This is a genomic window from Stenotrophomonas lactitubi, assembly GCF_002803515.1.
In the GTDB taxonomy this organism is placed as follows: Bacteria; Pseudomonadota; Gammaproteobacteria; order Xanthomonadales; family Xanthomonadaceae; genus Stenotrophomonas; species Stenotrophomonas lactitubi.
In genome coordinates, this window is the sequence record NZ_PHQX01000001.1 from 3028345 (window position 1) to 3055184 (window position 26840).

Annotated in this window: 26 protein-coding genes; 13 read left to right on the forward strand and 13 right to left on the reverse strand. The window is 66.5% G+C overall.

Features of this window, described 5'->3' with window-relative positions:
• The first annotated feature begins 74 nt into the window (after positions 1-74).
• Complete coding sequence (locus CR156_RS14145; protein WP_100553288.1) at positions 75-2174, forward strand: glycosyltransferase; 2100 nt, start codon at positions 75-77, stop codon at positions 2172-2174.
• Here CR156_RS14145 and CR156_RS14150 read toward each other — a convergent pair.
• Together CR156_RS14150 and CR156_RS14155 are read right to left on the reverse strand one after the other, a co-directional pair.
• The gene (locus tag CR156_RS14150; protein WP_100553289.1) at positions 2171-3736 is read right to left on the reverse strand and encodes a hypothetical protein; all 1566 of its coding nucleotides are present in this window, start codon (positions 3734-3736) and stop codon (positions 2171-2173) included. The two genes, CR156_RS14145 and CR156_RS14150, sit on opposite strands and share 4 nt — an antisense overlap.
• Before the next feature lie 30 nt (positions 3737-3766).
• Positions 3767-5923 (reverse strand): RelA/SpoT family protein, encoded by a 2157-nt coding sequence (locus CR156_RS14155; protein ID WP_165780994.1) that lies wholly within the window; start codon positions 5921-5923, stop codon positions 3767-3769.
• A 130-nt stretch (positions 5924-6053) separates the two neighbouring features.
• On the opposite strand from CR156_RS14155, the gene CR156_RS14160 reads away from it, so the two are divergent.
• On the forward strand, positions 6054-6590 hold the full coding sequence (locus tag CR156_RS14160; RefSeq protein ID WP_100553291.1) for a hypothetical protein: 537 nt from the start codon (positions 6054-6056) through the stop codon (positions 6588-6590).
• A 107-nt stretch (positions 6591-6697) separates the two neighbouring features.
• On the opposite strand, the gene hrpA is transcribed toward CR156_RS14160, so the two are convergent.
• Positions 6698-10783: an ATP-dependent RNA helicase HrpA gene (hrpA, locus tag CR156_RS14165; RefSeq protein WP_100553292.1), complete on the reverse strand. Its 4086-nt coding sequence runs from the start codon at positions 10781-10783 to the stop codon at positions 6698-6700.
• An 86-nt stretch (positions 10784-10869) separates the two neighbouring features.
• On the opposite strand from hrpA, the gene CR156_RS14170 reads away from it, so the two are divergent.
• The 6 genes from CR156_RS14170 (at position 10870) to CR156_RS14195 (ending at position 17797) form a co-directional block, all read left to right on the forward strand.
• The gene (locus CR156_RS14170) at positions 10870-11418 is read left to right on the forward strand and encodes a Dps family protein (RefSeq protein ID WP_025879374.1); all 549 of its coding nucleotides are present in this window, start codon (positions 10870-10872) and stop codon (positions 11416-11418) included.
• A 579-nt stretch (positions 11419-11997) separates the two neighbouring features.
• Positions 11998-13803, forward strand: coding sequence for a DNA helicase RecQ (recQ, locus tag CR156_RS14175; protein WP_099818829.1), 1806 nt, complete (start codon positions 11998-12000; stop codon positions 13801-13803).
• A gap of 164 nt (positions 13804-13967) precedes the next feature.
• Positions 13968-14354, forward strand: a complete 387-nt coding sequence (locus tag CR156_RS14180; protein ID WP_089236541.1) for a CopL family metal-binding regulatory protein — start codon at positions 13968-13970, stop codon at positions 14352-14354.
• Between the two features lie 75 nt (positions 14355-14429).
• Positions 14430-16241: a copper resistance system multicopper oxidase gene (locus CR156_RS14185; protein ID WP_100553293.1), complete on the forward strand. Its 1812-nt coding sequence runs from the start codon at positions 14430-14432 to the stop codon at positions 16239-16241.
• Complete coding sequence (locus CR156_RS14190; RefSeq protein ID WP_100553294.1) at positions 16238-17203, forward strand: copper resistance protein B; 966 nt, start codon at positions 16238-16240, stop codon at positions 17201-17203. The genes CR156_RS14185 and CR156_RS14190 overlap by 4 nt, the downstream gene beginning before the upstream one ends.
• Before the next feature lie 81 nt (positions 17204-17284).
• Entirely contained in the window at positions 17285-17797 is a 513-nt protein-coding gene (locus tag CR156_RS14195; RefSeq protein ID WP_100553295.1) for a GNAT family N-acetyltransferase, read from the forward strand.
• A gap of 6 nt (positions 17798-17803) precedes the next feature.
• Here CR156_RS14195 and CR156_RS14200 read toward each other — a convergent pair whose 3' ends face one another.
• Positions 17804-18127 (reverse strand): TFIIB-type zinc ribbon-containing protein, encoded by a 324-nt coding sequence (locus CR156_RS14200; protein ID WP_025874650.1) that lies wholly within the window; start codon positions 18125-18127, stop codon positions 17804-17806.
• Between the two features lie 278 nt (positions 18128-18405).
• On the opposite strand from CR156_RS14200, the gene CR156_RS14205 reads away from it, so the two are divergent.
• Positions 18406-18828, forward strand: coding sequence for a response regulator (locus CR156_RS14205; RefSeq protein ID WP_100553296.1), 423 nt, complete (start codon positions 18406-18408; stop codon positions 18826-18828).
• Positions 18829-18891: 63 nt separating this feature from the next.
• Here the strand turns inward: CR156_RS14205 and CR156_RS14210 are convergent, their stop codons facing one another.
• The 7 genes from CR156_RS14210 to CR156_RS14240 form a co-directional block, all read right to left on the reverse strand.
• Positions 18892-19827 carry an alpha/beta hydrolase gene (locus tag CR156_RS14210; protein WP_100553297.1) on the reverse strand — a complete coding sequence of 312 codons (936 nt, stop codon included), beginning with the start codon at positions 19825-19827 and terminating at the stop codon, positions 18892-18894.
• An 87-nt stretch (positions 19828-19914) separates the two neighbouring features.
• On the reverse strand, positions 19915-20760 hold the full coding sequence (locus CR156_RS14215) for an alpha/beta hydrolase (RefSeq protein WP_100553298.1): 846 nt from the start codon (positions 20758-20760) through the stop codon (positions 19915-19917).
• 146 nt (positions 20761-20906) lie between these two features.
• Positions 20907-21371, reverse strand: a complete 465-nt coding sequence (locus CR156_RS14220) for a lysis system i-spanin subunit Rz (protein WP_100553299.1) — start codon at positions 21369-21371, stop codon at positions 20907-20909.
• A gap of 3 nt (positions 21372-21374) precedes the next feature.
• Positions 21375-21911 carry a glycoside hydrolase family protein gene (locus CR156_RS14225; protein WP_100553300.1) on the reverse strand — a complete coding sequence of 179 codons (537 nt, stop codon included), beginning with the start codon at positions 21909-21911 and terminating at the stop codon, positions 21375-21377.
• A complete protein-coding gene (locus CR156_RS14230) occupies positions 21908-22105 on the reverse strand; it encodes a hypothetical protein (RefSeq protein WP_025874660.1) in 198 nt (65 codons plus the stop codon). Before CR156_RS14230 ends, CR156_RS14225 begins: the two co-directional genes overlap by 4 nt.
• A 124-nt stretch (positions 22106-22229) precedes the next feature.
• Positions 22230-22658: a hypothetical protein gene (locus CR156_RS14235; RefSeq protein WP_100553301.1), complete on the reverse strand. Its 429-nt coding sequence runs from the start codon at positions 22656-22658 to the stop codon at positions 22230-22232.
• Entirely contained in the window at positions 22648-22908 is a 261-nt protein-coding gene (locus tag CR156_RS14240; RefSeq protein WP_025874662.1) for a helix-turn-helix domain-containing protein, read from the reverse strand. The genes CR156_RS14235 and CR156_RS14240 overlap by 11 nt, the downstream gene beginning before the upstream one ends.
• Positions 22909-22993: 85 nt before the next feature.
• On the opposite strand from CR156_RS14240, the gene CR156_RS14245 reads away from it, so the two are divergent.
• The 3 genes from CR156_RS14245 (at position 22994) to CR156_RS22755 (ending at position 24105) form a co-directional block, all read left to right on the forward strand.
• Positions 22994-23500 (forward strand): hypothetical protein, encoded by a 507-nt coding sequence (locus CR156_RS14245; protein WP_100553302.1) that lies wholly within the window; start codon positions 22994-22996, stop codon positions 23498-23500.
• A gap of 88 nt (positions 23501-23588) precedes the next feature.
• Positions 23589-23822 (forward strand): hypothetical protein, encoded by a 234-nt coding sequence (locus CR156_RS14250; protein WP_025874663.1) that lies wholly within the window; start codon positions 23589-23591, stop codon positions 23820-23822.
• A 91-nt stretch (positions 23823-23913) separates the two neighbouring features.
• Positions 23914-24105, forward strand: a complete 192-nt coding sequence (locus tag CR156_RS22755; protein ID WP_133120090.1) for a hypothetical protein — start codon at positions 23914-23916, stop codon at positions 24103-24105.
• A gap of 139 nt (positions 24106-24244) precedes the next feature.
• Here the strand turns inward: CR156_RS22755 and CR156_RS14255 are convergent, their stop codons facing one another.
• Together CR156_RS14255 and CR156_RS14265 are read right to left on the reverse strand one after the other, a co-directional pair.
• Positions 24245-24754: a hypothetical protein gene (locus CR156_RS14255; RefSeq protein WP_100553303.1), complete on the reverse strand. Its 510-nt coding sequence runs from the start codon at positions 24752-24754 to the stop codon at positions 24245-24247.
• Positions 24755-25214: 460 nt separating this feature from the next.
• The gene (locus CR156_RS14265; protein WP_100553305.1) at positions 25215-25643 is read right to left on the reverse strand and encodes a BLUF domain-containing protein; all 429 of its coding nucleotides are present in this window, start codon (positions 25641-25643) and stop codon (positions 25215-25217) included.
• A 126-nt stretch (positions 25644-25769) separates the two neighbouring features.
• On the opposite strand from CR156_RS14265, the gene CR156_RS14270 reads away from it, so the two are divergent.
• On the forward strand, positions 25770-26435 hold the full coding sequence (locus tag CR156_RS14270) for an SOS response-associated peptidase (protein WP_100553306.1): 666 nt from the start codon (positions 25770-25772) through the stop codon (positions 26433-26435).
• Positions 26436-26840 lie beyond the last annotated feature (405 nt).

The window sequence follows — 26840 nt, forward strand, 5'->3', positions numbered from 1 at the left end:
CTGGCGAGTCTACCCCAGCCGCTGCGGCAGGCGAATTCTCCCGGCCCCCCTGCTTAAGCTGGAGTTGCACCCGGATGGCGATGTCCCTGGCCGAAATCCGCTACCTGATCAATCGCCTGACCGGGCTGGCCCGCCGCAGCCTGGCCAGCCTGCGCACCCGCGGCTGGCGGGCCACCTGGCAGCGGATCCGCGTGCACAGCCAGCGCGCCGTCCCAGCACCGCGTAAACCGTTGTACCTGCCACCGGCACAGCCGTTCGCTCCCTTCACGGTGCCGACCAGCGATACGCCGGACGTCAGCATCGTCATTCCGGTCTACAACCACGTCGACCATACCCTGGCCTGCCTGCGCGCCCTGGCCGCGCACCCGCCGTCGGTGCCCTGCGAGATCCTCGTCGTGGACGACGGCAGCAGCGACGCGACGGTGCAGTGGATGCCGCAGATCAGCGGCCTGCGCTACGAAGTGCGCGAGCGCAACGGTGGCTTCATCGAGGCCTGCAACGATGGCGTGTCGCGCACGCGCGGTCGCTACGTGGTGCTGCTCAACAACGATACGGTGCCGCAGCCGGGCTGGCTGGAGGCATTGCTGGACACCTTTGCGACCGTCGCCGATGCCGGCCTGGTCGGCAGCCAGCTGCTGTACCCCGACGGCCGCCTGCAGGAATCGGGCGGGGTGATCTTCGCCGATGGCAGCGGCTGGAGCTACGGCCGTTTCGAAGCGGCCGATGATCCCCGCTTCGCCAGCCTGCGCGACGTCGATTACTGCTCCGGCGCCGCGCTGATGCTGCCCCGCGCACTGTGGCAACAACTGGGCGGCTTCGACACCCGCTACAAGCCGGCCTACTACGAAGACACCGACCTGGCCTTCCGCGTACGTGCGCAGGGCCTGCGCGTGCTGGTGCAGCCGGCCAGCCGGGTGATCCACGATGAAGGCACCAGCAACGGCACCGATACCGGCAGCGGCGTGAAGGCCTACCAGGTACGCAACCAAGGTGTTTTCGCAGCCAGATGGGCGGCTGAACTGGCCTCCCATCCGAAGGTCGGCGCGGTGCCCTCGCCGGCGCTGCTGCTGCGCGGCCGGCGCCAGGTGCTGATCCTCGATGAGGAAGTGCCGCGCCCGGAGCGCGACTCCGGCTCGCTGCGGCAGGTCAACCTGATCCGCCTGCTGTTGCAGGGCGGCGCCCACGTGGTGTTCGTGCCCACCCGGCGCGAACACGGCGGCGTGGCGACCGAAGCACTGCAGCGGATGGGCGTGGAAGTCTGGTACACGCCCTTCCTGGACGGTGTTGCAGGCTGGCTGCGCAGCCACGGCACCCGCTTCAACGTGGTGATGATGGTGCGCCACCACGTCGCCAACGAATGCCTGCCGCTGCTCAAACGCTATGCACCGCAGGCCCGCACCGTGTTCGACACCGTCGACCTGCACTACCTGCGCGAGCGCCGTGGTGCGGAAGTGGCGGGCGATGCTGGCCTGCTGCGCAACGCCGAACGCACCCGCGCCAGCGAACTGGCAGTGATGGACCGGTGCGACATCACCGTGCTGGTCAGCGCCGCCGAGCGCGAACAGCTGCAGGCCGATGCACCCCAGGTGCGGGTGGAGCTGATCTCCAACCTGCATGAGGTTGCCGGCGCGGGCGCGCCGTTCGCGCAGCGCCACGACCTGGTGTTCGTCGGCGGCTTCCGCCATCCGCCGAACCTGGATGCGATGGAGTGGTTCATCGGCGACGTGTTCCCGCGCATCCGCGGTGCGCTGCCGCAGGTGCGCCTGCATTGCATCGGTGCCGGCGCACCTGACACGCTGCAGGCCCTGGCAGCCAACCAGCCGGGCGTAGTGATGCATGGCTTCGTCGAAGACATCGTTCCGTACATGGACGGTGCCCGCATCGCCATCGCGCCGCTGCGTTTCGGCGCTGGCGTGAAGGGCAAGATCAATCTGAGCATGGCCCATGGCCAGCCCGTGGTCGGCACCACCTGCGCGGTGGAAGGCATGCATCTGCGTGCCGGCCAGGATGTGCTGGTGGCCGACGATGCAACGGGCTTTGCCGATGCGGTGGTCCGCCTGTACCAGGACCCCGTTCTCTGGCAGCAGCTGGCCGCCGCTGGCCTGGCCAACGTGGCCGAGCATTTCTCGCTGGATGCCGCGTCGGCGACCGTGCAGCGGGTGTTCTTCGACTAGTCGATGTGACCGCCTGCGTGCCGCAGGCGGTCCTCGAACGCGGCAAGCTCGGCCAGATCCGGCTGCAACCGCCGCACCTGCTCCACGGCCGAGGCGGCAAATTCCACATCCCCGCGGCCCAGCCGTTCGCTGCCGATCGCCAGCCAGCGCTGCGCCAGACGGGCACGCGCATCGGGCAATCCTGCGGCGGTCGGCGCCAGCGTCTGCCAGGCCTGCAGGCACGCACCTGCGGCCTGCACCCGGTTCTGTCGCAGGTTGTCATCGAAGCAGGACCTGCTGGCGGGCAGCAGACGCGCGGCCGCCGCCTTGACCCGGCTGTCGCGCGGCGCCAGTGCCTGCGCTTCGCGCAACGCATCGAAGGCGCTGTGACCGGGGGGGCTGATCCACTGCCCGGCACGCTCGGCACGATCGATCTGGCGCAACCGATCACGCAGCTGGCGCTCACGCTGGGCAGCGCTGATGCCCGGCTGCTGCAACGACTGGCGTGCCTGTCGCGCACGCTGCAGGCGCTGTGCCAGCTGCTGCTGCGCCGTCTGCGAGGCGCCCAGCCCTGCCGCCAGCGCAGCATCCTTGTCGGCCGCCTCGAACTGGAAGTCGTCAGCCCGCTTCTGGCTGCGCGCCAGCAACGCCTGCACGGTCTGCTCGCGCCCACGCAGTGCAGTGGGATCATCGGCGGTGACCGCCAGCACGGCCTGGAAACTGTCGGCAGCCGTCTCGAGCTGCTGACGTTTGAGCGCACGCTGACCTTGCTGCAGCCGCTGGTCGACGGCCTGGGCCAGCGCTTCCTGGCTGGCAGGAAGCTCGGAATGACCTGCATCGAACTGGCGTGCTCGCTGCAGGATCGCAGCCGCCGTGGCCAGTTCGCCGCGCGCGGCCTGGGCACGTGCCTGCTGCAGCAGGTCGCTCAATGCATCCTCGCGACCTTCCAGCGCAGGCAGATAGTCCGGCTGCAGCGCCAGCACACGCTGGAACAACGGCAGCGCGCTGCTATCGCCGTCGTCCAGCCGCCCGGCTGCAAAGGCATTGCGGGCCTGCGCAAGCAGCGCGCCGATGCCAGCGCCGGCACGACGACGCGCCTGCAGTTGCTGCGCCACCGCGTCTGCCTCGGCACGCGGCACCTGCAGCTCACGCGCCAACGCCAAGGCCTGCGCACTGCCGTCCAGGTCGCCCGCCTGCAGCCGCTCACGCGATTGCTGCAACGCCGCCGCGCCGGTGCGGGCCAGGCCCTGCCGCGCCTGCGGGCGGTCGCCATCCAGGGCCAGCACCGCCTGGTAGCGCTCGCGTGCGCCGCTGCCGTCGGCCGCAGTCAGGCGTCCTTCCGCCAGCGCGCGATCGCCCTCGGCCAGCAGTTGCTCTATCTGTGGCTCATCCCAGAACCAGTCGGCCAGCGGCTTGCGCACCAGCACCAGCAGCACGAACACCGCTGCAGCAGCCAACAGCGCCCAACGCCACACCCGGCGCGCATGGCGCGCCTGCAGCCACCACCAGCGGCTTTCGCGGCGAACGCGATCGAGCGCCGGATGTGCGGCGCCGTGTGAGCGATGCGGGGGCTCGCGTTCCATGCGTGCAGGGTAGCCGGGGCAGCGTGAAGCTCAGCCCAGACGACGCGCCTCGCTGACGCCCGGCAGCGCATCGAGCTTGCCCAGCAGATTCGACAACTGGCCGTAGTCGCTGACCTTCAGCCGCAGGCGCAGATGCGCGCGGCCGCTGTTGCGGACGTTGTCGCTGTGGATGTCCAGCACGTAGGCGTCTTCCTGTGCGATCAGGTTGGTGATGTCCTTCAGCAGCCAGCGGCGGTCAACTGCCTCGACCACCACGTCCACTTCATAGCCGCCGCCGGCCTGGCCCCATTCCACCGGCAGGATCCGCTGCGGGCTGGTCGCAGCCAGCCGCGCCAGTGCGACGCAGTCTGCACGATGCACCGTGACACCCCGGCTACGGGTCAGGTAGCCGACAATCGGTTCGCCTGCCACCGGCTGGCAGCAGCGCGCCAGCTGCACCAGCAGGTTGCCCACGCCCTGTACGGTGAACTTGGACTTGCCCAGGTTCTCGCGGCGCGCGGTCGGCCGCGGCAGGGTTGGCGGCGTGACCGGCTGGCTGGCCGCACGCTCGGCTTCCAGCAGCGAACGGCTGACCTGGTTGGGGCCGGTATCGCCGAGGGCGACCTGGATGTACAGGTCGTCGACACTGTCGGCATGGAATTTCTTCGCCGCCGCGGACAGGTCCGAATGCTGCAGGCCCAGCCGTTTCAGTTCGCGCTCCAGCAGCTCGCGCCCCGCCTGCACGTTGCGCGCACGGTCCAGCTTGTGGAACCAGCTGCGCACCTTCTCGCGCGAGCGGTTGCTGGCCAGGAAGCCGTTGGCCGGCATCAGCCAGTCGCGGCGCGGGTCGGCCTCCTTGCCGGTCAGGATCTCGACCCGATCACCGCTGCGCAGCCGGTAGGTCAACGGCACGATGCGGCCGTTGACCTTGGCGCCACGGCAGCGGTGCCCGACCATGGTGTGCACCTGGTAGGCAAAATCCAGCGGTGTGGCACCCTGCGGCAGGTCCAGCACCTCGTCCTTCGGGGTCAACGCGTAGACCCGGTCTTCGGTCAGCTCGGCATCGAGCGCGCCGGCCAGTTCATTGCCCTGCCCGTCCTGTGCCTGCTCCAGCAGCTGCCGCATCCAGGTGATCTTGCGATCGAACGACTTCTCCGCGCCCTTGCCTCCCTCCTTGTACTTCCAGTGCGCGGCCACGCCCAGCTCGGCCTGTGCGTGCATGTCGTGGGTCCGGATCTGCACTTCGATGGTGCGCCCTTCCGGGCCGACCACCGCCGTGTGCAGCGAGCGGTAGTCGTTGGCCTTGGGCCGGGCGATGTAATCGTCGAACTCGCTCGGCACCGGCGCCCACAGCGCATGCACCACCCCGAGCGCGGCGTAGCAGGCGGCCACGTCGTCGACCATCACCCGTACCGCACGGATGTCATACAGCTGGTCGAAGGCCAGGCGCTTCTTCTGCATCTTCCGCCAGATGCTGTAGATGTGCTTGGGTCGGCCACTGACCTCGGCGTGGATGCCCTGCACGCCCAGTTCGCGCGACAGCACCTTCTTCACGTTCTCGACGTAGCGCTCGCGGGCGATACGCGTTTCGTCGACCTCGCGCGCGATGCGCCGGTAGGTGTCCGGTTCCAGGTGGCGGAACGCCAGGTCTTCCAGTTCCCATTTCAGTTGCCAGATGCCCAGCCGGTTGGCCAGCGGCGCATGGATGTCGCGGGTCAACTGGGCCAGCGCGCGGCGCTGCTCCTCATCGAGCTTGTCGGCCGCGCGCATGCGCGCCAGCTGCCGGGCCAGCAGGATCGGCACCACCCGCAGGTCGCGGATGATGGCCAGCAGCAACCGGCGCAGGCCCTCGCTGTTGCGGCCCGCCTCGCGACCGGCGTGCAGGGCCCACACCGGGTCGGCCGCATCCTGGCCGTCGAGCAGGCCGATCACCGCCGCCTTGTGGCTGCCCAACGGCAGTGTGTCGAGGTGGACGCGCAGGCCGGGCAGATCGAACAGCAGGGCCGCCACCACGGCGCCCTCGTCTGCCGAGAGCATCGCCAGCGCGTCCAGGGTATCGCCCAGCACCGACCAGCTGGCACGCATCTGCGGGTCGCAGTCCGGCGATTCCCAATGCCCGCGCAGGGCCTGGCGCAGCGGAGCAGGCAGCACGGCTGCCGAGGGACGGTTCAACAAGGCATCCAGGCCGGGGACGGAAGCGCGGTTCACAGCATCGAGCAGGCAAGACAGAAGCCCCTACACTAGCGCCGCAGCCGTTCAGGAACAATCGCCACGGCCACCATCGCCGGGAATGTGGACATGCCGCTACACTCGCCGACATCCACGGGAGAGTTCCGCCATGCCTTCGATCACCCTGCCTTTCCGCCCGCGCCTGCTGGCCTGTGCCGCCCTGCTGCTGTCCCTGTCGGCACCCGCGCTGGCCCAGCGCGTGGTGCAGGGTGACCTGCAGCAGCAGATGTCAGCGGCCGAATTCAAGGCCGCCGGCCTGGACAAACTCAATGCCGCCGAGCTGGCCACGCTGAACCGCTGGCTGCAGGGCAAGGTTGAAGCCGCCACCACCGAAGCCGTCGCTGCGGTGCGCGAAGAAGCGCGCGAGGAAGGCCGTCAGGAAGTGATCGTGAAGAACCGCGGCTTCTTCGACTTCGGCAGCAACGAGCCGATCAGCGGCGTGCTGCAGGGCGAATTCCGCGGCTTCGGCAAGGGCCGGATCTACGTGCTGGACAATGGCCAGCAGTGGGAACAGACCGATGCCACCTCGGTTTCCGGCGTACGCAAGCAGTCGCCGAAGGTCAGCATCAGCCCCGGGGTGATGGGCGTGTGGTACCTGAAGGTCGAAGGCGTGAACACCCAGCCCAAGGTGCGCCGCACCAAGTAACGGCGCCATCGGCCGCTACCGCCGGGACCCGCAGTAGATCCACGCCATGCGTGGATGGCATTCCGCTTGACCCCACCGGCGAGCACCCGGCGGGGTCGGGCCAAGGGTTACGAGGCCTGGCGCAGTGCGGTCACCCGCTGCGCCAGTTTCTTCGCCGAAACGCCGGTGCGTGCGCCCAGCTCCTGCGCGAACAACGACACCCTCAGTTCTTCCAGGTCCCAGCGCAGTGCCTGCCACTGCGGCCGCTCGCGCAGGCCCTGCCGCTCGCCCACCTGCAACGCCTCCAGGAACGGATGCAGTTCCAGCATGCGCGCCTGGTCACGCGGCGGATCGCGCTTGGCACGTTCGGTACGCAGGATCATCGCTTTCAGGTAGCGCGGGTACTGCGCCAAGGCGTCAGCCGGCGTGTCACGCAGGAAACCCGGATGGATCAGCCCGACCAGCTGCGCTTCCATGTCATCCAGATTGCCGCGCGCCCAGCCCATCAACGGCGCCTCCAGCATCGGCTTCAATTCGGCCACCAGGGCGAGAATCGATTCGGCCAGCTTCAACCGCTGCATGGCTTCGCCGAACAGCGTTTTTGCTGCGTGTTCGCGGCGCTGTTCGAATGCCACCGCATCGCGGATATCGCCCAGGCCGTCGGCCAGTACGGCATTCATCGCTGCATCGACCAGATCGCCACGCAGGCGCTCCTGGGTTTCGATCGAGGCGTACAACAGGCCGGTTTTCGCTGCGACCGGCAACTGCTTGCGTGCCTGCTTGATCTTCTCGCCCAGGCCGATCTCCAGCAGCCGGCGCACGCCGAGCGGGTGTAATTCCTCGGCCTGTTGGCGATCGGCGTAGATACGCAATGCGACGCTGTCACCCTCATCCTTCAGCGCGGGATAGGCCGGCACGCCGGCTTCGCCCGGCACCTGCAGCGGAATCGGCGTGGCCGGGAACGTGCGCAGACCATCGGCCGCCATCTCGCGCCCGGCACGCGCGGCGAACGCATCGCCGGCCTGGCCGCCGAATTTCGCACGCAGCACATCCAGATCGCGCGACGTCGCCAGCACCTTGCCCTGCTCATCGCGCAGGCGCAGGTTCATGTGCAGGTGCGGCTCGATTGAACCGGGCTCGAAATCGGTCGCGGCCACGCTTGCCCCGGTTGCCCGTGACAGGAAGCGCGCCAGCTCACCGGTGATCGCATCGGCGCTGGGTTGCGAGAACGCTTCGTAGAAGGCGCGCGCGAAATCCGGCGCTGGCACGTAGTTGCGCCGCATCGCCTTGGGCAGGCTGCGGATCAACGCCGCCGCCTTGTCGGCAACGAAACCGGGCGCGAGCCATCCCAACTGCACCGCATCCAGCGCGTTGAGCAGATGCAACGGAACGTCCAGGGTCACGCCGTCATCCTCGGCGCCCGGCTCGAAACGGTAGTGCAGCGGCAGCCGCGCCTGGCCCAGGGCCAGGTACTTCGGGTAGCGCTCCTGCTCGCTGCCTTCACCCGGCAGCAGATCCACCAGCGACCAGTGCAGTCCCTTGCGCTGTTCCGGCGGCAACGCCTTCCACCACGCATCCAGCCCGGACGCGGAGTGGATCTGCGGCGGCACCCGGTCCAGGTACCAGCGTGCCTGCCAGTCCTCGTCGGCGACGATGCCGGCACGGCGCAGCTTGGCTTCTTCCTCGCGGGCCTGCTCCAGCACCTTCTGGTTGTCCGCCACGAAGCTGGCACGGGTGTTGATCTCACCGGTCACCAGTGCCTGGCGCACGAAGATGTCGTGCGCTTCGCCGGCATTGATGCGGCCGTAATGCACCGGTTTCTTCGGTGCCAGCACCAGCCCGAACAGGCTGATCTGTTCGGAGGCCAGCACCTGGCCCTGCGCACGCGACCAATGCGGATCGAAGTGCTTGCGCAGCAGCAGGTGCGGCAGTTCGGCAATCACCCAGTCCGGCTCGATTGCCGCCAGGGTCATGCCCCATACCTTCTGCGTATCCAGCAGGTTGGCCGCCAGCAGCCACGGCGGCGGCCGCTTGGACAGCGTCGAGCCGGGGAACGGCAGGAAACGCCGCTGGCGCGGCGCCTGGAAATCGCCCTTCTCGCTGCGATGGCCGATCTGCGTGGGCAGGCCCGCCACCAGCGCCCGATGCAGGGTCTGGTAGGCAGTGGCGCGGACACGTTCGCTGTAACCACCGCCGTCGGGCACCTGGTCCTTCTGCGCACGCGCGGCGACCGGCGCGGGCGCCGTTTCGGCCTTGCCCTCGCGGGCCAGGCGCGCGGCACGGTGCAGCTGGCCACGGGTCGCCTTTACCGCAGTGGCATCGTCGCGTGCGGCTGGCGGGGCACTGCTGCCAGCCAGCAGCGGCGCCATCGATACCTCATTGGTCTCTTCCTTCCAGCCCAGTTCCTCGCACAGCAGGCGCAGCTGCCGGTGCAGCTCGCGCCATTCACGCATGCGCAGGAAACCAAGGAAATGGCGGCCGCACCAATCACGCAGCTTTGATTGCGTCAGATCCTCATGGGACTGGCGATAGGCATCCCACAGGCGCAACACACCGACGAACTCGGAGCGGCCGTCAGCGAACTGTGCATGTGCGTTGTCGGCGGCGCCACGCGCTTCGGGCGGTCGCTCGCGCGGATCCTGGATGCCCAGGAACGAGGCGATCACCAGCATCGGCCGCAGACAACCGGCCGCCTGTGCGGCCACCAGCATGCGTGCCAGCTTCACGTCCACCGGCAGGCGCGCCATCTGCTTGCCGATCGCGGTCAGATGGCGCTCACTGTCGATCGCCCCCAGCTCGGTCAGATGCTGCCAACCATCAGCGACGGCCCGCTCATCCGGCGCCTCAAGGAACGGGAAGTCCTCGATGCGGCCCAGGCCGAGCTGCAGCATGCGCAGGATCACCCCGGCCAGGCTGGAGCGACGGATCTCCGGATCAGTGAACTCCGGCCGTGCCTGGAAATCGGCCTCGGCATAAAGGCGATAGCAGATGCCCTCGGCCACGCGGCCACAGCGGCCCTTGCGCTGGTTGGCACTGGCCTGCGAGATCGGCTCGATGTGCAGGCGGTCAAGCTTGTTGCGCGGGCTGTAACGCTTGACGCGGGCGAAACCGGGGTCGACCACATAACGGATGCGCGGCACCGTCAGCGACGTCTCGGCCACGTTGGTGGCCAGCACGATGCGCCGGTTCGGGCCCGGGTTGAACACCCGGTCCTGGTCCTGGTTGGACAGCCGCGCGTACAGCGGCAGCACTTCGGTATTGCGGTACTTGCGCCGTTCCAGTGACTGGTGCGCATCGCGGATCTCGCGCTCGCCCGGCAGGAAGATCAGCACGTCACCGCGCGAATCCAGGCGGGTGATTTCATCGATGGCCGAGACGATGGCATCGTTGACCGTGCGCTCGCCCTGCTCTTCGCCCTCGCCTTCCAGCGCGCGATAGCGCACGTCCACCGGATAGGTGCGGCCTTCGACGCTGATTACCGGTGCGTTGTCGAAATGCTGGGCGAAACGCTCGGTGTCGATGGTCGCCGACGTGACGATCAGCTTCAGGTCCGGGCGCTTGCGCAGCAGCTGCTTGAGATAGCCGAGCAGGAAGTCGATGTTGAGGCTGCGCTCATGCGCTTCATCGACAATGATCGTGTCGTAGTTCGACAACCAGCGGTCGCTGGCGATCTCCGCCAGCAGGATGCCGTCGGTCATGAACTTGATACGGGTGTCTTCGCCGACCTTGTCGTTGAAGCGCACCTGGTAGCCCACCAGCTGGCCCAGTTCGCTCTGCAGCTCCTGCGCTACACGGCTGGCCACCGCACGCGCGGCGATCCGTCGCGGCTGAGTACAGCCGATCATGCCCGCCTGGCCACGGCCGGCGGCCAGGCACAGTTTCGGCAGCTGCGTGGTCTTGCCCGAGCCGGTTTCACCGGCGATCACCACCACCTGATGGTCGCGGATCAGCTGGGTGATGGTCTCGGCTTCACGCGCAATCGGCAGCTGTGGGTCCAGAGTAATGGCCGGCTGTTGTTGCGCCCGCGCCTGCCGGCGCTGCACCGAAACCTGCAAGGCCTGCTCGAAGCTGGCGGCCAGCGCCGCATCCTGTGGCTTGGCCTGGCAACGCGAGAGCATTCCCAGCAATCGTCCACGGTCGCGGCTCATGGCGCCGTCGATGGCGGCACGCTGTTGGCGCTGGCGGGACTGCGGCATTTTGTCGATAGCGTTCATCAATCGGTTCGTTTAAAACTTTGAATGCGACCAGTCATCAAGACTGATTTATTGTGAAGGCCAACGATTCCACAAGGAGGAACCCCATGGCGAAGACCAAGAGCACGACCAAGCCCAAGACCGGCAAGCAGAAGCTTGCGGCTTCCGCGCCGTCGGCCCCCAACATCGATATCGGGATCACCCAGGGCGACCGCAAGAAGATCGCCGACGGTCTGGCGCGGTTCCAGGCCGATGCGTTCACGCTCTACCTGAAGACCCACAACTTCCATTGGAATGTCACCGGGTCGATGTTCAACTCGCTGCACACCATGTTCGAGACGCAGTACACCGAGCAGTGGGCGGCACTGGACGATGTGGCCGAGCGCATCCGCGCACTGGGCTTCAATGCCCCGGGCTCCTACCGGGAATTTGCTGCGCTGACCTCGATCGTCGAGGAGCCGGGCCTGACCGACAGTGCGGACTGGCGTGAAATGGTACGCCAGTTGGTGGTCGCCAACGAAGCGGTATGCCGTACGGCACGTGAAGTGCTGGACGTGGCCGACGACGCTGACGACGCCCCGACCGAGGATCTGATGACCCAGCGCCTGCAGACCCACGAGAAGTACGCCTGGATGCTGCGTTCCCTGCTGCAGTAAGGGTTGGGGGTTCTCGGCAGGGCTGCGCCCTGCACCCGCAGAGGCAGCTGCAACTGCAACGGCAACGGCCAAAGCAGGAGCTGGTTTCCTGCGGGTTGGCGGGGTGGGTCCGGTTGCGGGGGACGCCGTGAATACGTCCCTGTAGGCTCGGTCGCGCCATCCATGGCGCTCACGCCCCCGCAACCGGACCCACCCCGCCCTTGACAGACCTCCGCGATCTGTCGGGCCGGCGCTTGGGGTCGGATCCGTTTTCCGCAGGAAAACGGATCCGACCCCATTTTGTTTGTCGATATCTGACAGATTTCATCCACGCATGGCGTGGATCTACTGACCGTCACCGGGAAACTGTCGAAGGCGGGGCGGTGTCGGATTGCGGGGTGTCCGCGGCATGGATGCCGCGGCCAAGCCTACAGGGACGTACTTGCGGCGTCCCCGCACTCCGACACCGCCCCGCCAAACCACGGATCACCCCAGAGCCGGCTGTTGCCCTTGACGTTGACGTTGACGTTGACGTTGCTCTGGCTCATAGCAGGTGCCGGGTGCAACCCGGCCGAACCCCCGCCGGGGTAAACTAGCCGGATGGCTTCCCGTCCCGCGCACGACCTGCTCCGCCGCGTCTTTGGTTACGACGATTTCCGTGGTCCGCAGCAGGACATCGTGGAGCATGTGGCTGCCGGTCACGATGCCCTGGTGCTGATGCCTACCGGTGGCGGCAAGTCGCTGTGCTACCAGGTGCCCGCCCTGCTGCGTGACGGCTGTGGCATCGTCATCTCGCCGCTGATCGCGCTGATGCAGGACCAGGTCGAAGCCCTGCGCCAGCTCGGCGTGCGCGCCGAATTCCTGAACTCTACCCTGGACGCCGAAACGGCCGCCCGGGTCGAACGCGAACTGCTCGCCGGTGAGCTTGACATGCTCTATGTCGCCCCCGAGCGCCTGCTGACCGGCCGCTTCCTGTCGCTGCTGTCGCGCAGCCGGATCGCCCTGTTCGCCATCGATGAAGCCCATTGCGTGTCGCAATGGGGCCACGACTTCCGCCCCGAATACCGGCAGCTGACCGTCCTGCACGAGCGCTGGCCGGAGATTCCGCGGATCGCCCTGACCGCTACCGCCGACCCGCCGACCCAGCGCGAGATCGCCGAGCGCCTGGACCTGGCCGAGGCCCGTCACTTCGTCAGCTCCTTCGACCGCCCCAACATCCGCTACACCGTGGTGCAGAAGGACAACGCCCGCAAGCAGCTGAGCGATTTCCTGCGCAGCCATCGCAGCGAGGCCGGCATCGTCTACTGCATGTCACGGCGCAAGGTGGAGGAAACCGCCGAGTTCCTGTGTACGCAGGGTTTCAACGCCCTGCCCTACCACGCCGGCCTGCCCTCGGAAGTGCGTGCCAACAACCAGCGTCGATTCCTGCGCGAAGACGGCATTGTGATGTGCGCGACCATCGCCTTCGGCATGGGCATCGACAAGCCGGACGTGCGCTTCGTCGCCCACACCGACCTGCCCAAGTCGATGGAAGGCTATTACCAGGAGACCGGCCGCGCCGGCCGCGATGGTGAAGCCGCCGAGGCCTGGCTTTGCTACGGGCTGGGCGATGTGGTGCTGCTCAAGCAGATGATCGAGCAGTCCGAGGCCAGCGAGGAGCGCAAGCAGCTGGAGCGGTCCAAGCTCGACCACCTGCTGGGCTACTGCGAATCGATGCAGTGCCGCCGCCAGGTGCTGCTGGCCGGTTTCGGTGAAACCTATCCCAAGCCCTGCGGCAACTGCGACAACTGCCTGACCCCGCCTGCGGCCTGGGATGCCACCATCCCCGCGCAGAAGGCTTTGAGCTGTGTGTACCGCAGTGGCCAGCGCTTCGGCGTCGGCCACCTGATCGACGTCCTGCGTGGCAGCGAGAACGAGAAGGTCAAGCAGCAGGGCCACGACAAGCTGAGCACCTACGCCATCGGCCGCGACCTGGATGCGCGCACCTGGCGCAGCGTGTTCCGCCAGCTGGTGGCCGCCAGCCTGCTGGAAGTGGACAGCGAAGGTCACGGCGGCCTGCGCCTGACCGATGCCAGCCGCGATGTGCTGACCGGGCGCCGGCAGATCAGCATGCGCCGCGATGCGGTCAGTGCCAGCACTGGTCGCGAACGTAGTGCACAGCGCACCGGCCTGTCGGTGCTGCCACAGGACCTGGCCCTGTTCAATGCGCTGCGCGGCCTGCGCGCCGAGCTGGCGCGCGAGCAGAACGTACCGGCCTTCGTGATCTTCCACGACAGCACCCTGCGCAACATCGCCGAACAGCGCCCGACCTCGCTGGACGAACTGGCCCGGGTCGGTGGCATCGGCGGCACCAAGCTCAGCCGCTATGGCCCGAGGTTGGTGGAAATTGTGCGCGAGGAAGGGTAGCGCCAACCGTACGCTGATGCCCCTGTAGAGCCGAGCCCGCGCTCGGCTGCCGTTCGCGCAGAAGCGGCCGAGCATGGCTCGGCACTACATTGGTGCAACTCCAACCTTGAACGCACCATTCAGCATGAAGTGCATCCGGCCCCGCTTGCGGCTAAATTGACGCCATGTCCCTCGCCTCGACCCTGCTCCGTGTCGTGCTCATGCTCAGCCTGTTGCTCAACGGGCTGAACGCGGCCATGGCCAGCGGGCACGAAGAGATGGGTCGCATGGCCCATGCGATGACCTCGGCGATGACCGATGAGGGCGACGCGGACTGCCACCACCACGCCGGCATGACCGCCGACGAGGCGCCGCAGGCCAAGGCCCCCGCCCATGACGCGCACTGCCAGATCAAGGACTGCGTGCGCAGCTGCGCCCAGCACCCGCTGCTGGCGGTGCAGGCACTGCCGTTCCTGGCAGGCCCCGGTCTTTCCCTGACCCCGCAGCCGATGCCTGCCAACGGCCGCCCGGCACCGCCGCTGCCGCCGATCTCACGCCCTCCCATCGGCTGATCCAACACGCCTCGTGCGCGCTGCGCACTGAAGCCGGCCCTGCGCTGGCGTCTTTCCGTGTTTGGAGTCACCACCATGAGTACCCGTATTCCTCCCGGCCCGGGCGCTGTGCCCATGCCGTCGCGCCGTCTTTTCGTGCAGGGCATCGCTGCTGGCGGCGTGGTTGCCGGCATCGCCGCAGCCGGCGTCCCGCAGCGCGCGCTCGCCGCCGCCTCTGCCGCGCCACGCCTGGCCGGCGCGCCGGCGGTCATCAGCGATACCCGCGTTGAACTGGCCATCGGCGAGTCGCTGGCCAACTTCACCGGCCGCACCCGCCCGGCGATCACCGTCAACGGCTCGCTGCCGGCACCGATCCTGCGCTGGCGCGAAGGCCAGACCGTGGACCTGTTCGTGCGCAACACGCTCGGCCAGCACCCCACCTCCATCCACTGGCACGGCATCCTGCTGCCGGCCAACATGGATGGCGTACCCGGCCTGAGCTTCAACGGCATCGGCCCCGGCGAGACCTACCACTACCACTTCGATCTCAAGCAGTCCGGCACCTACTGGTATCACAGCCATTCGCTGTTCCAGGAACAGGCAGGGCTGTACGGTGCGCTGATCATCGACCCGGCAGAGCCGGCACCGTACCGGCATGACCGCGAGCACGTGATCATGCTGTCCGACTGGACCGACATGGATCCTGGCGCGCTGTTCCGGCGCATGAAGAAGCTCGCCGAGCACGACAACTACTACAAGCGCACCCTGCCTGACTTCCTGCGCGACGCCCGTCGCGATGGCTGGTCGGCCGCGCTGTCCGACCGCGGCATGTGGGGCCGGATGCGGATGACGCCCAGCGACATCTCCGACATCAACGCGCACACCTACACCTACCTGATGAACGGCACTGCGCCGGCCGGCAACTGGACCGGCCTGTTCCGCAGTGGCGAAAAGGTGCTGCTGCGTTTCATCAATGGCGCGTCGATGACTTACTTCGACGTGCGCATCCCCGGCCTGAAGATGACCGTGGTCGCCGCCGACGGCCAGTACATCCATCCGGTCAGCATCGACGAGTTCCGCATCGCCCCGGCCGAAACCTACGACGTACTGGTCGAACCCAGCGGCCAGGATGCCTTCACCATCTTCTGCCAGGACATGGGCCGCACCGGCTATGCCGCCGGTACCCTCGCTGTGCGTCATGGCCTGCAGGCACCGATTCCGCAACGCGACCCGCGCCCGTTGCTGACGATGAGCGACATGGGTCACGACATGGGCAGCGGTGGCCATGGTGGCCACGACATGGCGGCAATGAAGGGCATGGAAGGCGGCTGTGGTGCCAGCATGGGCCACGGTGCGCATGGTGGCGGCGATACCGCCAGCAAGGCACCGAAGCACCCCGCCAGTGAGCGCAACAATCCGCTGGTGGACATGCAGAGCTCGGCCACCGAGCCGAAGCTGGACGACCCCGGCATCGGCCTGCGAGACAACGGCCGCCAGGTACTCACCTATGGTGCGATGCGCAGCCTGTTCGAAGACCCCGATGGTCGCGAGCCCGGCCGCGAGATCGAGCTGCACCTGACCGGCCACATGGAGAAGTTCTCCTGGTCGTTCGATGGCATTCCCTTCGCCGGTGCCGAGCCGCTGCGCCTGAACTACGGCGAGCGCATGCGCATCGTGCTGGTCAACGACACGATGATGCAGCACCCGATCCATCTGCATGGTGTGTGGAGCGATCTGGAAAACGCACAGGGTGAATTCCAGGTGCGCAAGCACACCATCGACATGCCGCCCGGCACACGCCGCACCTATCGCGTACGCGCCGATGCACTCGGCCGCTGGGCCTACCACTGCCATCTGCTGTACCACATGGAAGCAGGCATGATGCGCGAAGTGAGGATCGAAGAATGAGCCGTTCCCTGCTTGCTCCGAGCCTGTTGACCCTCGGCATGTTGGCCGCGCTGCCCGCGTTCGCGCAGTCCCATGCCGGTCATGACATGACAGCGCCCTCGCCTCCTGCCGATACCGCACCAGCGGCAGCGGCCGACGTGGATCATTCGAAGATGGACCACTCGAAGATGGATCACGGCGCGATGGACCATTCAACGATGGATCATGGCGCGATGGATCACTCGAAAATGGGCCATGGCACGCCCGCGCCGACCGCGCCGCGCGAACCGATTCCTGTCCCCACCGATGCCGATCGTGCGGCCGCGTTCCCACCCATCGCGCATGGTGCGATGGAGCACGCTCCGGAGATCAACAGCCTGTTGCTGATCGATCGCCTGGAGCACTGGGATGGAAAGAACGGCAACGGCCAGGCCTGGGAGGCCAGCGGCTGGATCGGCGGCAACATCAACCGCCTGTGGCTGCGTACCGATGGTGAACGCAGCCAGGGCCGCACGGAATCCTCTGGCGTGGAAGCACTCTACGGGCGTGCCATTTCGCCGTGGTGGGACGTGCTGGTCGGCGTACGCCAGGACTTCCGCCCCGCCGATTCACGCACCTGGGCGGCGATCGGCATCCAGGGGCTGGCACCGTACAAGTTCGAAAGCTCGGCCACGCTGTACATGGGTTCCGGCGGCCAGGTGCTGGCCAAGGCCGAAGTCGAGTACGACGTGCTGTTGACCAACCGGTTGATCCTGCAGCCTCTGCTGGAAGCGACCGTGGCCAGCAAGGATGAACCCGAGTACGGCATCGGCCGCGGCCTCAACAAGGTCGAAGCCGGCCTGCGCCTGCGCTACGAGTTCAACCGCCGCTTCGCGCCGTACATCGGCATCAGCCACGAACGCGCGTTCGGCGACACGGCGGACTATGCCGGCGACCATGCACGCGATACGCGCTGGGTCGCCGGCATCCGCATGTGGTTCTGAGCAGCGGATCGTGAGCAGCAGCCAGCCCCGGCAACCACCGGGGCCGGCTACACTGCCGCACGTTCCATTGCAGGCTGCACCATGTCGTTGCATATCCGCCGCGCCACCCTGGCCGACGTCGACGCCCTGTCGGCGATCGCCATCGCCACCTATACCGAAACCTGGGGCGATTCCTATCCGCCGCAGGACCTGCACATCTTCCTGCAGGATCACTACGGCACCGCACCGCAGCGGGTCGAGCTATCCGACCCGCGCAGCGCGGTGTGGCTGCTGCTGGAGGGTGAAACGGTAGTGGGCTATCTGGCCGCCGGTGCCAACACCCTGCCGCATGCGGACGCGCGCGATGGCGACGTCGAACTCAAGCGTCTGTACGTCCTGGCCAGTCACCAGAACGGCGGCCACGGTGCGCGGCTGATGGATACGTTCATGGCCTGGCTGGACCAGCCACAGCGCCGCACCCTGTGGGTGGGCGTGTGGGAAGAGAACTTCGGTGCGCAGCGCTTCTACGCGCGTTATGGCTGCAGCAAGGCCGGCGAGTACGACTTCATTGTCGGCGACAGCCGCGACCGCGAGTTCATCCTGCGCCGGCCCTGAGCGACCTCAGAAATCGAACAGCTCGGAGAGGAAACTCTCCTTCTTCTTTTTCTTGTAACCCTGGCTGTACTGGCCACGGTTGTCGTCGTGGCGCTGGCCGAGATGACGGGTATCGCGATGCATCACCGGCGGCGGCGCGGCCTGCGGTTGCACAGGCGCGGGCCCTGGCGGCGGCATGGCGGCGCCTGCACCGTCAGTGGCGCGTTCGATGATCTTGTCGAGTTCGCCACGATCCAGCCATACGCCACGGCAGCTCGGGCAGTAGTCGATCTCGATGCCATGGCGCTCGGCCATCTGCAGGGTCTGGGTCTTGCACACGGGGCACAGCATTCGCATTGCTCCTGTCGGTCTGCCCTCGACTGTACCTGCGTACGGATGACTGTGCGGCAACGCATGACCGATGGCACAGGGACTTCCGGCGCGTGCCGCTGCCCCCGGCTGCCCAGCGCACTGCGCCTGCTGGCGGTGGCAGCACTGGCCTGGCATGCGCGCCGCCAGCGCAGCTAGGTCTTGTAACGCCCACTTAGCCAATCCTGCACACGGGGCTCACTGGGGGCTTGCGCATACTTGCGCGCCTTTCATGCCCTACCGTCCGGAGTTGTTGCGTCATGCTGCTGTCCAAGCGCCACGTTGAACCACGCGTCCTGCTGATCGAAGACGCCGAGGAAACCCGTGAACTGAGCCGGATGGCGCTGGAGAGCCAGGCCTGCCACGTCGCAGGCGTGAGCAGCGCCGAAGCCGCGCTGGGCCTGCTGGCGGCCGGTGAGCGCTTCGACCTGATGTTCACCGACGTCAATCTCGGCCGGGTCAGTGGCATCGAGGCCGCCAACCGCGTGCGCGGTCTGTACCCCGAGCTGCCGATCCTGGTGACCTCCGGCATGGACCAGCATGCCGTGCTGCCGCAGCTGCAGGACGGCATCCACTTCCTGCCCAAGCCCTACAACATGAGCGAGCTGCTGGATGCGATCCGGTTGTGCTTCCGTCATGCGGATGTCGGCGTGTTGACCGGGGCGGATGCACAGGCAGCGTGAGGCATTCATCCACGCATGGCGTGGATCTACTGGTGCATCTGCATGCGTGGATGGAATTGGCCGTCAACCGCCGGTGTACGGTCCTTCGCCCGGAAGTACCTGCAGCAGCGCGCGGGTGATCACGCGCGGATACACAGTGAGATGGTCTTCGCCATCAATCACGATGTTCTCCACCTGCAGCTTGCGACCGCTGCCCTGCAGCTGGCCGGCAAAGTCGGCGGTCTGCCGCAGCATGTCGTTGCCCGTTGAATAGCGTGGCCCCGGCTTGACCGTCTCGTAGCCGCCCACCGACAACAGCACACGGATGGGCTGTGAAGGCATTACCGCGGCGTCCTGCATGCGCGGCAGCAGGCCCTGGTCGAACCACAGCGACGGACTGGACAGGATGTAGGTGCCGAACATGTCGGGCTGGGTCGTCAGCACGTAAGCACCAAACAGCGCGCCATAGGAATGACCCGCGAACACGCGCCGGGCCGGATCGGTACGGTAGCGCGCATCGACCATCGGCAACACCTGCGCAGCCACGAAGTCGCGATAGTGCGCGGCACCACCGTAGATAACATCATCGCTGTAGTAGCCGGCTGGCGTGCGCACCGGGTTGCTGGGCGTGTAATCGCGCGAGCGGCTCTGTTTCGACGTCAGTCCTTCCTGCGGCGGCAACCCGACCAGGATGAAATCCTCGATATTGACCCCCTGCTGCCCCACCAGGTTGCGCACACTGCGCACCAGCGGAAAGCTGTACAACGCATCGGTCACGTACAGCACCGGATAGCGCTTCTGCGGATGTGCCGCGTAGCCAGCAGGCAATGCCACCCACAGGGCATAGTCGCGCCCGATCGGGTCATGCACGCGCAGTGACTCTGTATCGGGCAGCACCACGCCGGGCACGGCCGTCGCGCCCTCCTTCGCTTCACCCTGCGCGGCCGGCGGCGCCACCGACATCGCACAACCACTTACGGCCAGGCAGACCGCTACACTCCATCCACGCACACGCTGCATCCGTTCGCTCTCCCGTTGCGGGCGGCGCACGCAGGTGGCGCCGCTACCGCATCCTCACACGCCGCGTTGCCGTACGCCAAGCCACTCTCAGGGCGAAGCCGGCGGCGGTGCCGGGAACAGCGTCCGCAGGGCCTGCAGTGCCGCGGGGTGATAGATCGTCGCGTGGGTCTCTTCCGGCAGCGGCTGGTACTTCACCAGCGTTGCCGGTGATGCCTGCTGCATCACTGCCGCCAAGCGTGCGCTCGACGCGGCCAGCTCCGGCTGACCACTGCTGGCCAGGAACAGCCGTGCGCCACTGCGGGCAACTGACGGCAACTGCTTGCCTGCGCCAGACAGCAAAGCGCTGCGGTTCCACCACAGACTGGGATCCAGCGCGATGTAACTGTTGAACAAGGTCGGTTCCTGCAGCAGCGTCTCGACCACGAACAGGCCCGCCAGCGATTCGCCGATCAGCGCGCGCTCGTCGGTGGTCGGGTAGCGCTGGCGCACCTGCGGCATCAGTTCATCGCGCAGGAAATCGCGATATGCCGCCGAGCCACCAATACGTGGCGCGATCTTGCGATCCTCCGCCACGTTGCTGGGGCCGGTCATGTCGCGGCGGCGCTCGGTGTTCTCGATACCGACCAACAGGAATGGACGCATGCTGCCGTTGCCGGTCAGTACCTGCACAAGCCCGGCCACGTGCAGGAAGTCCTCGCCGATGCCACCGTCGGGCATGTAGAGCACCGGCAGCGGCGTCTTCGGGTCCAGGCCCCACGGCTTTGGGCGGTACACGTTGATGCGGCGGGTTTCGCCCAACGCCCTGGATTCGATGGTGAAGGTTTCGCCGATGGCCAGCGGCGAAGCGACCGCCGGCTCAGCCGCAGACTCGGCGGCCATCAGCGGCGCGGCGGAAACAGCGGACAACAACAGCGACAGCACGATCAAACGCATGGGGCGGCCCATCCTGGGAAAGACGCTGAGCATAACGCCACGCTGATCGCACGGCAGACTCCATCTCGACTCCGATTGCGAAGATCCGCTGCTGAACGCTCGTCATGGGTTACCGAAGGTCTGACCCCACCCCGACCCGCACGCTTTCAACGCCGGTCCAACGCGATCACCGCCTGGCAGCTCCTGAGCTGGTCGTCGGCGTCGCGTCCGATTCGAACAAGCGCTGCCGCAACCTCTGCTCGTAGTTGGGCGCCCGCATCACGTTCGCGGGCGCTGGCGGTGGCGTCGGACAAGCGACCGGTATGGCAGGCGGCGAGGTCGTTGCGCAACCGGAGACTGCCAGCACGCAGGCCAGCGACCACCTCGGCTTCCACTTCGGCCGCACGTTCGCGATCTTGTTCATGTCGTACTCCCAGCGAGGCCATCGCCCCGGTCTGTACCGCCTGCCGTTCGCGCGCTGCGCGCTCGGCCTGCATTGCCTCGGCGTGCTGCAGCGACGCAACCTCTGCCTTTGCGGCATCGCTGCGATCGCCACGCCAGCCCCAGCCTGCCGCGAACATCACCGACGACCACAGCACCAGCAGCGCAATCGCGATCAATGTGCGTGGCATCCTTCACTGCTCCGCCAGGCAGCGGGCATGACGCTGTTGCTGCCGTTGCCATACGCCCCAGCACACCGTGTTCGGCTGTCCGTTGACCCGGGTCGAACAGTCGTAGCCCCCTGCCCGCTTCCACAGCAGCAACGCATCGCATGCCTGGCGATACTCACCTCGCAGGAGGTGCCCGCGCATGGACGATCCATTCCAGTTGCCGATCCCATACTGGTAGAGGAAGTCGACATAGGTGTCGTACTCACCCTGAGTCAGCGCGACGCCCGGCAACGATGCGCGGAACTGCGATTCCTCGCGTGCCAGATGTGCTTCCACGGTACGCAGCGCACGGACCGGTGTAGTCCGGTCTCCGAGCCGCACCGGCGTGCCATCTTCGCGTCGGGTCGAGCCAAAACCATAGGTCGGCCGATCGTTGCGGGTCGGCACCACCGCCGCGTCGGTATAGCCCTCATGCTCGACAATGGCGATCAGGCCTGCGGCACTGAGGGCCAGCGCGGCAACCAGACGGCGCACCGGCAACGCTGTGGCCGGCCTGCTCATTCGCGTCCCTTCCGCCGCCACTCGCGCAACCAGCGCCAGCACAGGTAAGCGATCTGCGCGGCGAGATAGATGATGGTCAGGACCACCACCAGGCGGTCCAGGGTTATGCCGGCGGCAAGTGCACCGGCAACGGTTACCGGCGGAGCCGATTTGGCCGCCGCTGCGCCCACTGCGCTGAAGATTTCTTCTTTCATGGAAAGTCCAGGATTCGATGCTGGCCACAACGTACCGAGGTGGCCGGGAGAGGTGCCCGTCTCGCTGCCGGCTGGGCGCGAGGGTTCATCCGGTCGGGAGACGGGCGAAAGTTGCGCCCACCGCTCATGCGGCCTGGGCGATGCCTTCCATCCAGCCGCGCACGCGCTGGAAGCCCAGCTCGACCAGATTCAGGTAATGCCGGTTGGAGACCGGTCGCTGCCCGCAGTTGGCGAGCAGCAGATTGGCGGTCTCGAAGCGCTCGACCTTGCGACGGCCGCGACCGCAGTAGTAGCCACGCAGTGCGCAGGCCATCGCCACGTTGTCACGGGCAACTGCGGTGATGATGTCTTCGATCTGCTGCGCCAGCAGATCCGTCTCCAGTGGCTTGTACCCCTGCGCACGGCCTGGCATGTCGCCGCGATGCTCGATCAGGACAGCCAGCAGGTTGCGTGACTGGAAACCCAGGTATTCGCAGTCGCGATGCAGAGCGTACTCACCGCCCCAGTGTTCCAGACGGCTGCGGACGTATTCGCCGAACGTATCAAGCTGCATGGTGGGCTTCTCCTTGGATGGACGACGGACCCGGCGCGAACACATCCGGGCGCAGGAATTCGCGGCGGACCGCGCCGGCCGTGGCCAGCTCGATGCGGCGGCACAGACGGGCACCGGGCAACTTGTGGCCGCGGGCGATCATGTAGAGGGTCCGCAGCGCACAGCCGGTCTGGTGGGCCAGACGGCGCATCACGGGGCAACTGGGGGTGCCGTAGCCCCCTTGGGAGATGGCGTAGTCGATGAGGTTCATGGCTCACACATTACCGTGCAGGTAATGGATAGTCAATACCGTTTTGGTCATTTGCTGGATTGGTAATGCAGAGCACCATCTACAGATGGACGCCAGTACCGCCCGCACCCTCAACATGCGCCTCCGCGTTGCCGCTGCCGGCGGCCCGGCCGAATGGGCCCGCCTGTTCGGCGGCACCCGCTGGGCGCAGCCCCAGGTCAGCCAGTGGATTTCGGAGAGCAACCCGAAGAGCATCGGCCATCGCCTGGCCCGCGATCTCGAGTCGGCAATGCAGCTCCCGCACGGCACGCTCGATCGTGCCGATCAGGACGTTGATGTGTCGCTTCAGTCTCAATCTACGGGACTGGATTTCGAGAAGATGAGCGCTGCGGTCAAGGTGCTTTCGCACTACCTGGAGCTGGTCGGCGATCCACCGGAATGGATCTACGATCCTGTGCTGCTGGAGACCGCATTCATGGTCGTGGACGCGTTCGGTCAGCCTTCGGCGCCGGACAATGTGCTCGACCTGACGAAGCTTCTGGCAAAACGGATCAGGGAGGCGAAGGATGACTCACACGCGACTCGAGGAGCTCGCACAGCGGTTGGCCGCTAGGACCCAGGAACTGCGCGGCGGTCGCAGCCCGGCGCCGGCCTTGCGGGTGGTGGCCGGTGAGGCGCATGCAGCCCCGGGGGAACGGCGGATGGACGCCATCATGCGCGAGTGGCATTGCCGCATGATCCGCAACGTACGGCGGCGCTGGGGCGAGCCGATGCAGCATGTGATCGACCAGGCCTGTTGCGGAGTGGTGGACATCGACCAGCTCGCCGACGATGCCCTGATCCAGCTGCACAAGGACATGGAACGCGCCGAGGAGTGCATCCGCGAGGGGATTTCCTTCCACGACGCCGGGCTTCTACGCGCGCACTACGGTTGAAAAAGACCTGGCCGGTCGATTCTGACCGGCCAGAGTCGCACGATTTATTACTTCATATTCCCAAATTAATTACCTTAAAGGTAATTATTCGGTGTTGCTGGAAGATTTCCTGCGCCAGCGTCGCGGGCGTGGCCGCCCCTGGCTGCACGCGGGCAACAAAAAAGCGCCTCTCGGCGCTTTCTGGGTTGCGCGGCAGATGATGCCGGCGCTGTCTGCGATGGTGGGCCGTGATGGATTCGAACCATCGACCAAAAGATTAAAAGGCATCACGTTCACGCTTTGAAATCAACGACATGGCGCCTTCAATTTTTCCGGCGCTGCGTCGTGAAACGCCTGCAATGTATAGCGAGCGTGAGGCATTTTTCCGGTGATCGAGCGTCGGATCGCGCCTCAATCCTGATCTACACGCTGGCTAGGGTGCATCAGACCCCGCGCCGTAGATCCCGCAGCGCTGCGCTCACTCGCGCCTTTTGCGGGTCCCTCGCCCTGGGCTTCGTCGTCGTCGGCGGTCGGATTGGCTCGAGCGCAGCCTTAACCCGCTCCAGCTCCCTCGTCCCGGCCTCAGCGAGTCGCCGAGCCTGTTGCTGCTGCTCACGGGTCGGCGGCAGACCCGGCGTCGGCGGCGGCAACTGAATCGGGGTGCTGTCGGTCAGCCGGGCGACGGCCTCACGCAGAGGCAGGTCGGAATACAGCCTGGCCGCGCACCAGCGCTCGGCGTAGCGCTTCGCCTGCCGGACGTTGGCGGCGCGCACCTGCTTCACGTGCCACATCTTCTGGCCCTCCATCCATAGGCGGACCCCGGGGCCGCCGTCAGGAGTAACGCTGGCCGTCTCCCGGCCGTTGTACCAAAGCGCCCACCGCTCGCCCGTCTGGACCCAGCCAGAGGGGATCGAGGTGGCTCGGAAGCCTTGGTAGACGTGCGAGGGAAGCATGGCCGGAAGGATACGGCCGGGCGTCGCAGATCCTGCGAACACGGCACTGACCTCCCTGAATCATTAGGCGCGGGTATCGGCGCGGCGCTCCCCGCACGGCTGCGGCCCGTGCTGATCAGCCACCACAGCGTGTAAAGCTTCCGCATTCAGCGAGGTGTACCATCGCGGCAAAGGCAGCGATTGCGCACGCCAGGGAGTCTGCAGCGTGGCCGATACGGGCTTGTTCCTCCTTAGCGATGTCTCTGGCCAGGAAGATGGCGACGGCCGGCTGCTGCAGGTCACCAAAGTCATCTGCCGCTGCCTTCGGTGCTCGGGGCAATTCACTGCGCGGCCGAACGAAGGCCTCATCGATCTTGCAGGGGGCGCGGTTTTAATCTGCCCTCATTGCCCACAGCGCCAAGCCATAAGCTTGGCGCGGTTTTCGGACTTCCTAAAGACGAACCGGTAAGCGGGCCACGCGTCATGCAGCGACGGCATGTGGCTGAACAAGCGCACTGAGCAGCTCCATCGCGGTCGCCGGCACCACACCGTCATCCGTCCGTTGCACGAAACCAGTCCAGTCGGCCCGCAGCATTCTGGGCAAGGTTCCCGCTTCTACGTTCACCAACCGCATAGGCCAGTAGGGAACCCGGCGCTGCCCTACGCGGCCACGCGCTACCTCGATCAGCTGCGAATGACTGGAAGCGCCCCGCGCACGGGAGAACGCCACGTCCAGTGCATCGGGCGGCCCCTCCATGTAGGCGAGGAAACGACTCCCATCAAATAGCGTGACGCCGCTGACACCAACATCCCGATTGAATCGGGCAGCATCCGCCATGATCGAGGCCAACTTTGCCTCGCTCAGGTCGGCGCGCGCCTCACTGACAAATACCACAGCCCTGTTAGGCATGGCACGCTCCTGACACCTGGGGAGCCGGAGCGTAGCGCCGGCACCGTAAGCACAGTGTAGAGGCCGCCAGCCGCCGTCTTCGGCCCTACACGCCCTGCGCACGGTCGGCGAGGCTACTCTCCGGCCATGTGCGGCCGATTCGTCCAGCTCCCCATTGTCGACCTCGGCCAGCCTGATCTGGCTGACCTTGCCCCCGGCCTGGCCGAGATCCAGCCCAGCTACAACTTGGCGCCGACGCAGCGCGCCTCGATCGTCCTGGACCGCGACGAAGGCCGGCAGGTCACCCGGCTGGCCTGGGGCCTGCTGCCGTTCTGGGCGAAGGCCAAGGGCCTGCAGGGCTCGACCATCAATGCCCGGATCGAGACGGTGGCCACCAAGCCAGCCTTCCGATCGGCGTTCAAAAAGCGCCGCTGCGTGATCCCGATGGCCGGCTACTACGAGTGGTCAGTGAGCCCCGAGGACGGCAAGAAAGACCCGTGGTTCATCCACGCAACCGGGACGCTGCTGGCCGCCGGGCTGTGGGAGGATGCCAGCCCCCTGCTGCCCGAGGGGAACCTGGGCACCTTCACCATCATCACCGGCGACAGCAGCGGCGTGTCGGCAGACATCCACGACCGCATGCCCGTCTGGCTGCAGGCCGGCCAGATCGATGAGTGGATGGCCGCCAGCGCGGACGATGCCATGGCGATGCTGCTAGCCAGCGAGACGCCGGCAATGGAGGCCTATCGCGTCAGCAGGGCAGTGAACACCCCTCGCAACAACACCCAGCAGCTGCTGCTGCAGGTCGCCTGACGCCAGGGCGGCATGCGCCGGGTACAAGCGGCGGCAGGGCGGCAGCATGGGGGTGTGGGTAGAACCTCCCCCCTTTATAAGGCAATTTTCGATGTGCCCATGGCAAAAGGGTAATTCAGGTAACCACCCTCGGGAATTGCTCGAAAATTCCTTATATTTCAGATAGATAGAATACTTTTCATAAGGTAATAATGGGGTAACCTTTGAGTAACCACGTTACCTTTCAAGAGGGTAACCAACGGGCCAAAAATAGTCTTTTCAAATCAATCACATAACCTTTCCCGTCTTTAGAAATTACCCAGAATTACCCCATGAGGTAACCCCGAAAAGCCTTGCGGCAGTAGGGCCATCGGCCTTCGCCGCCGCTTGGGTTACCCGATTACCCGGTTCCGATGGGCACATCGA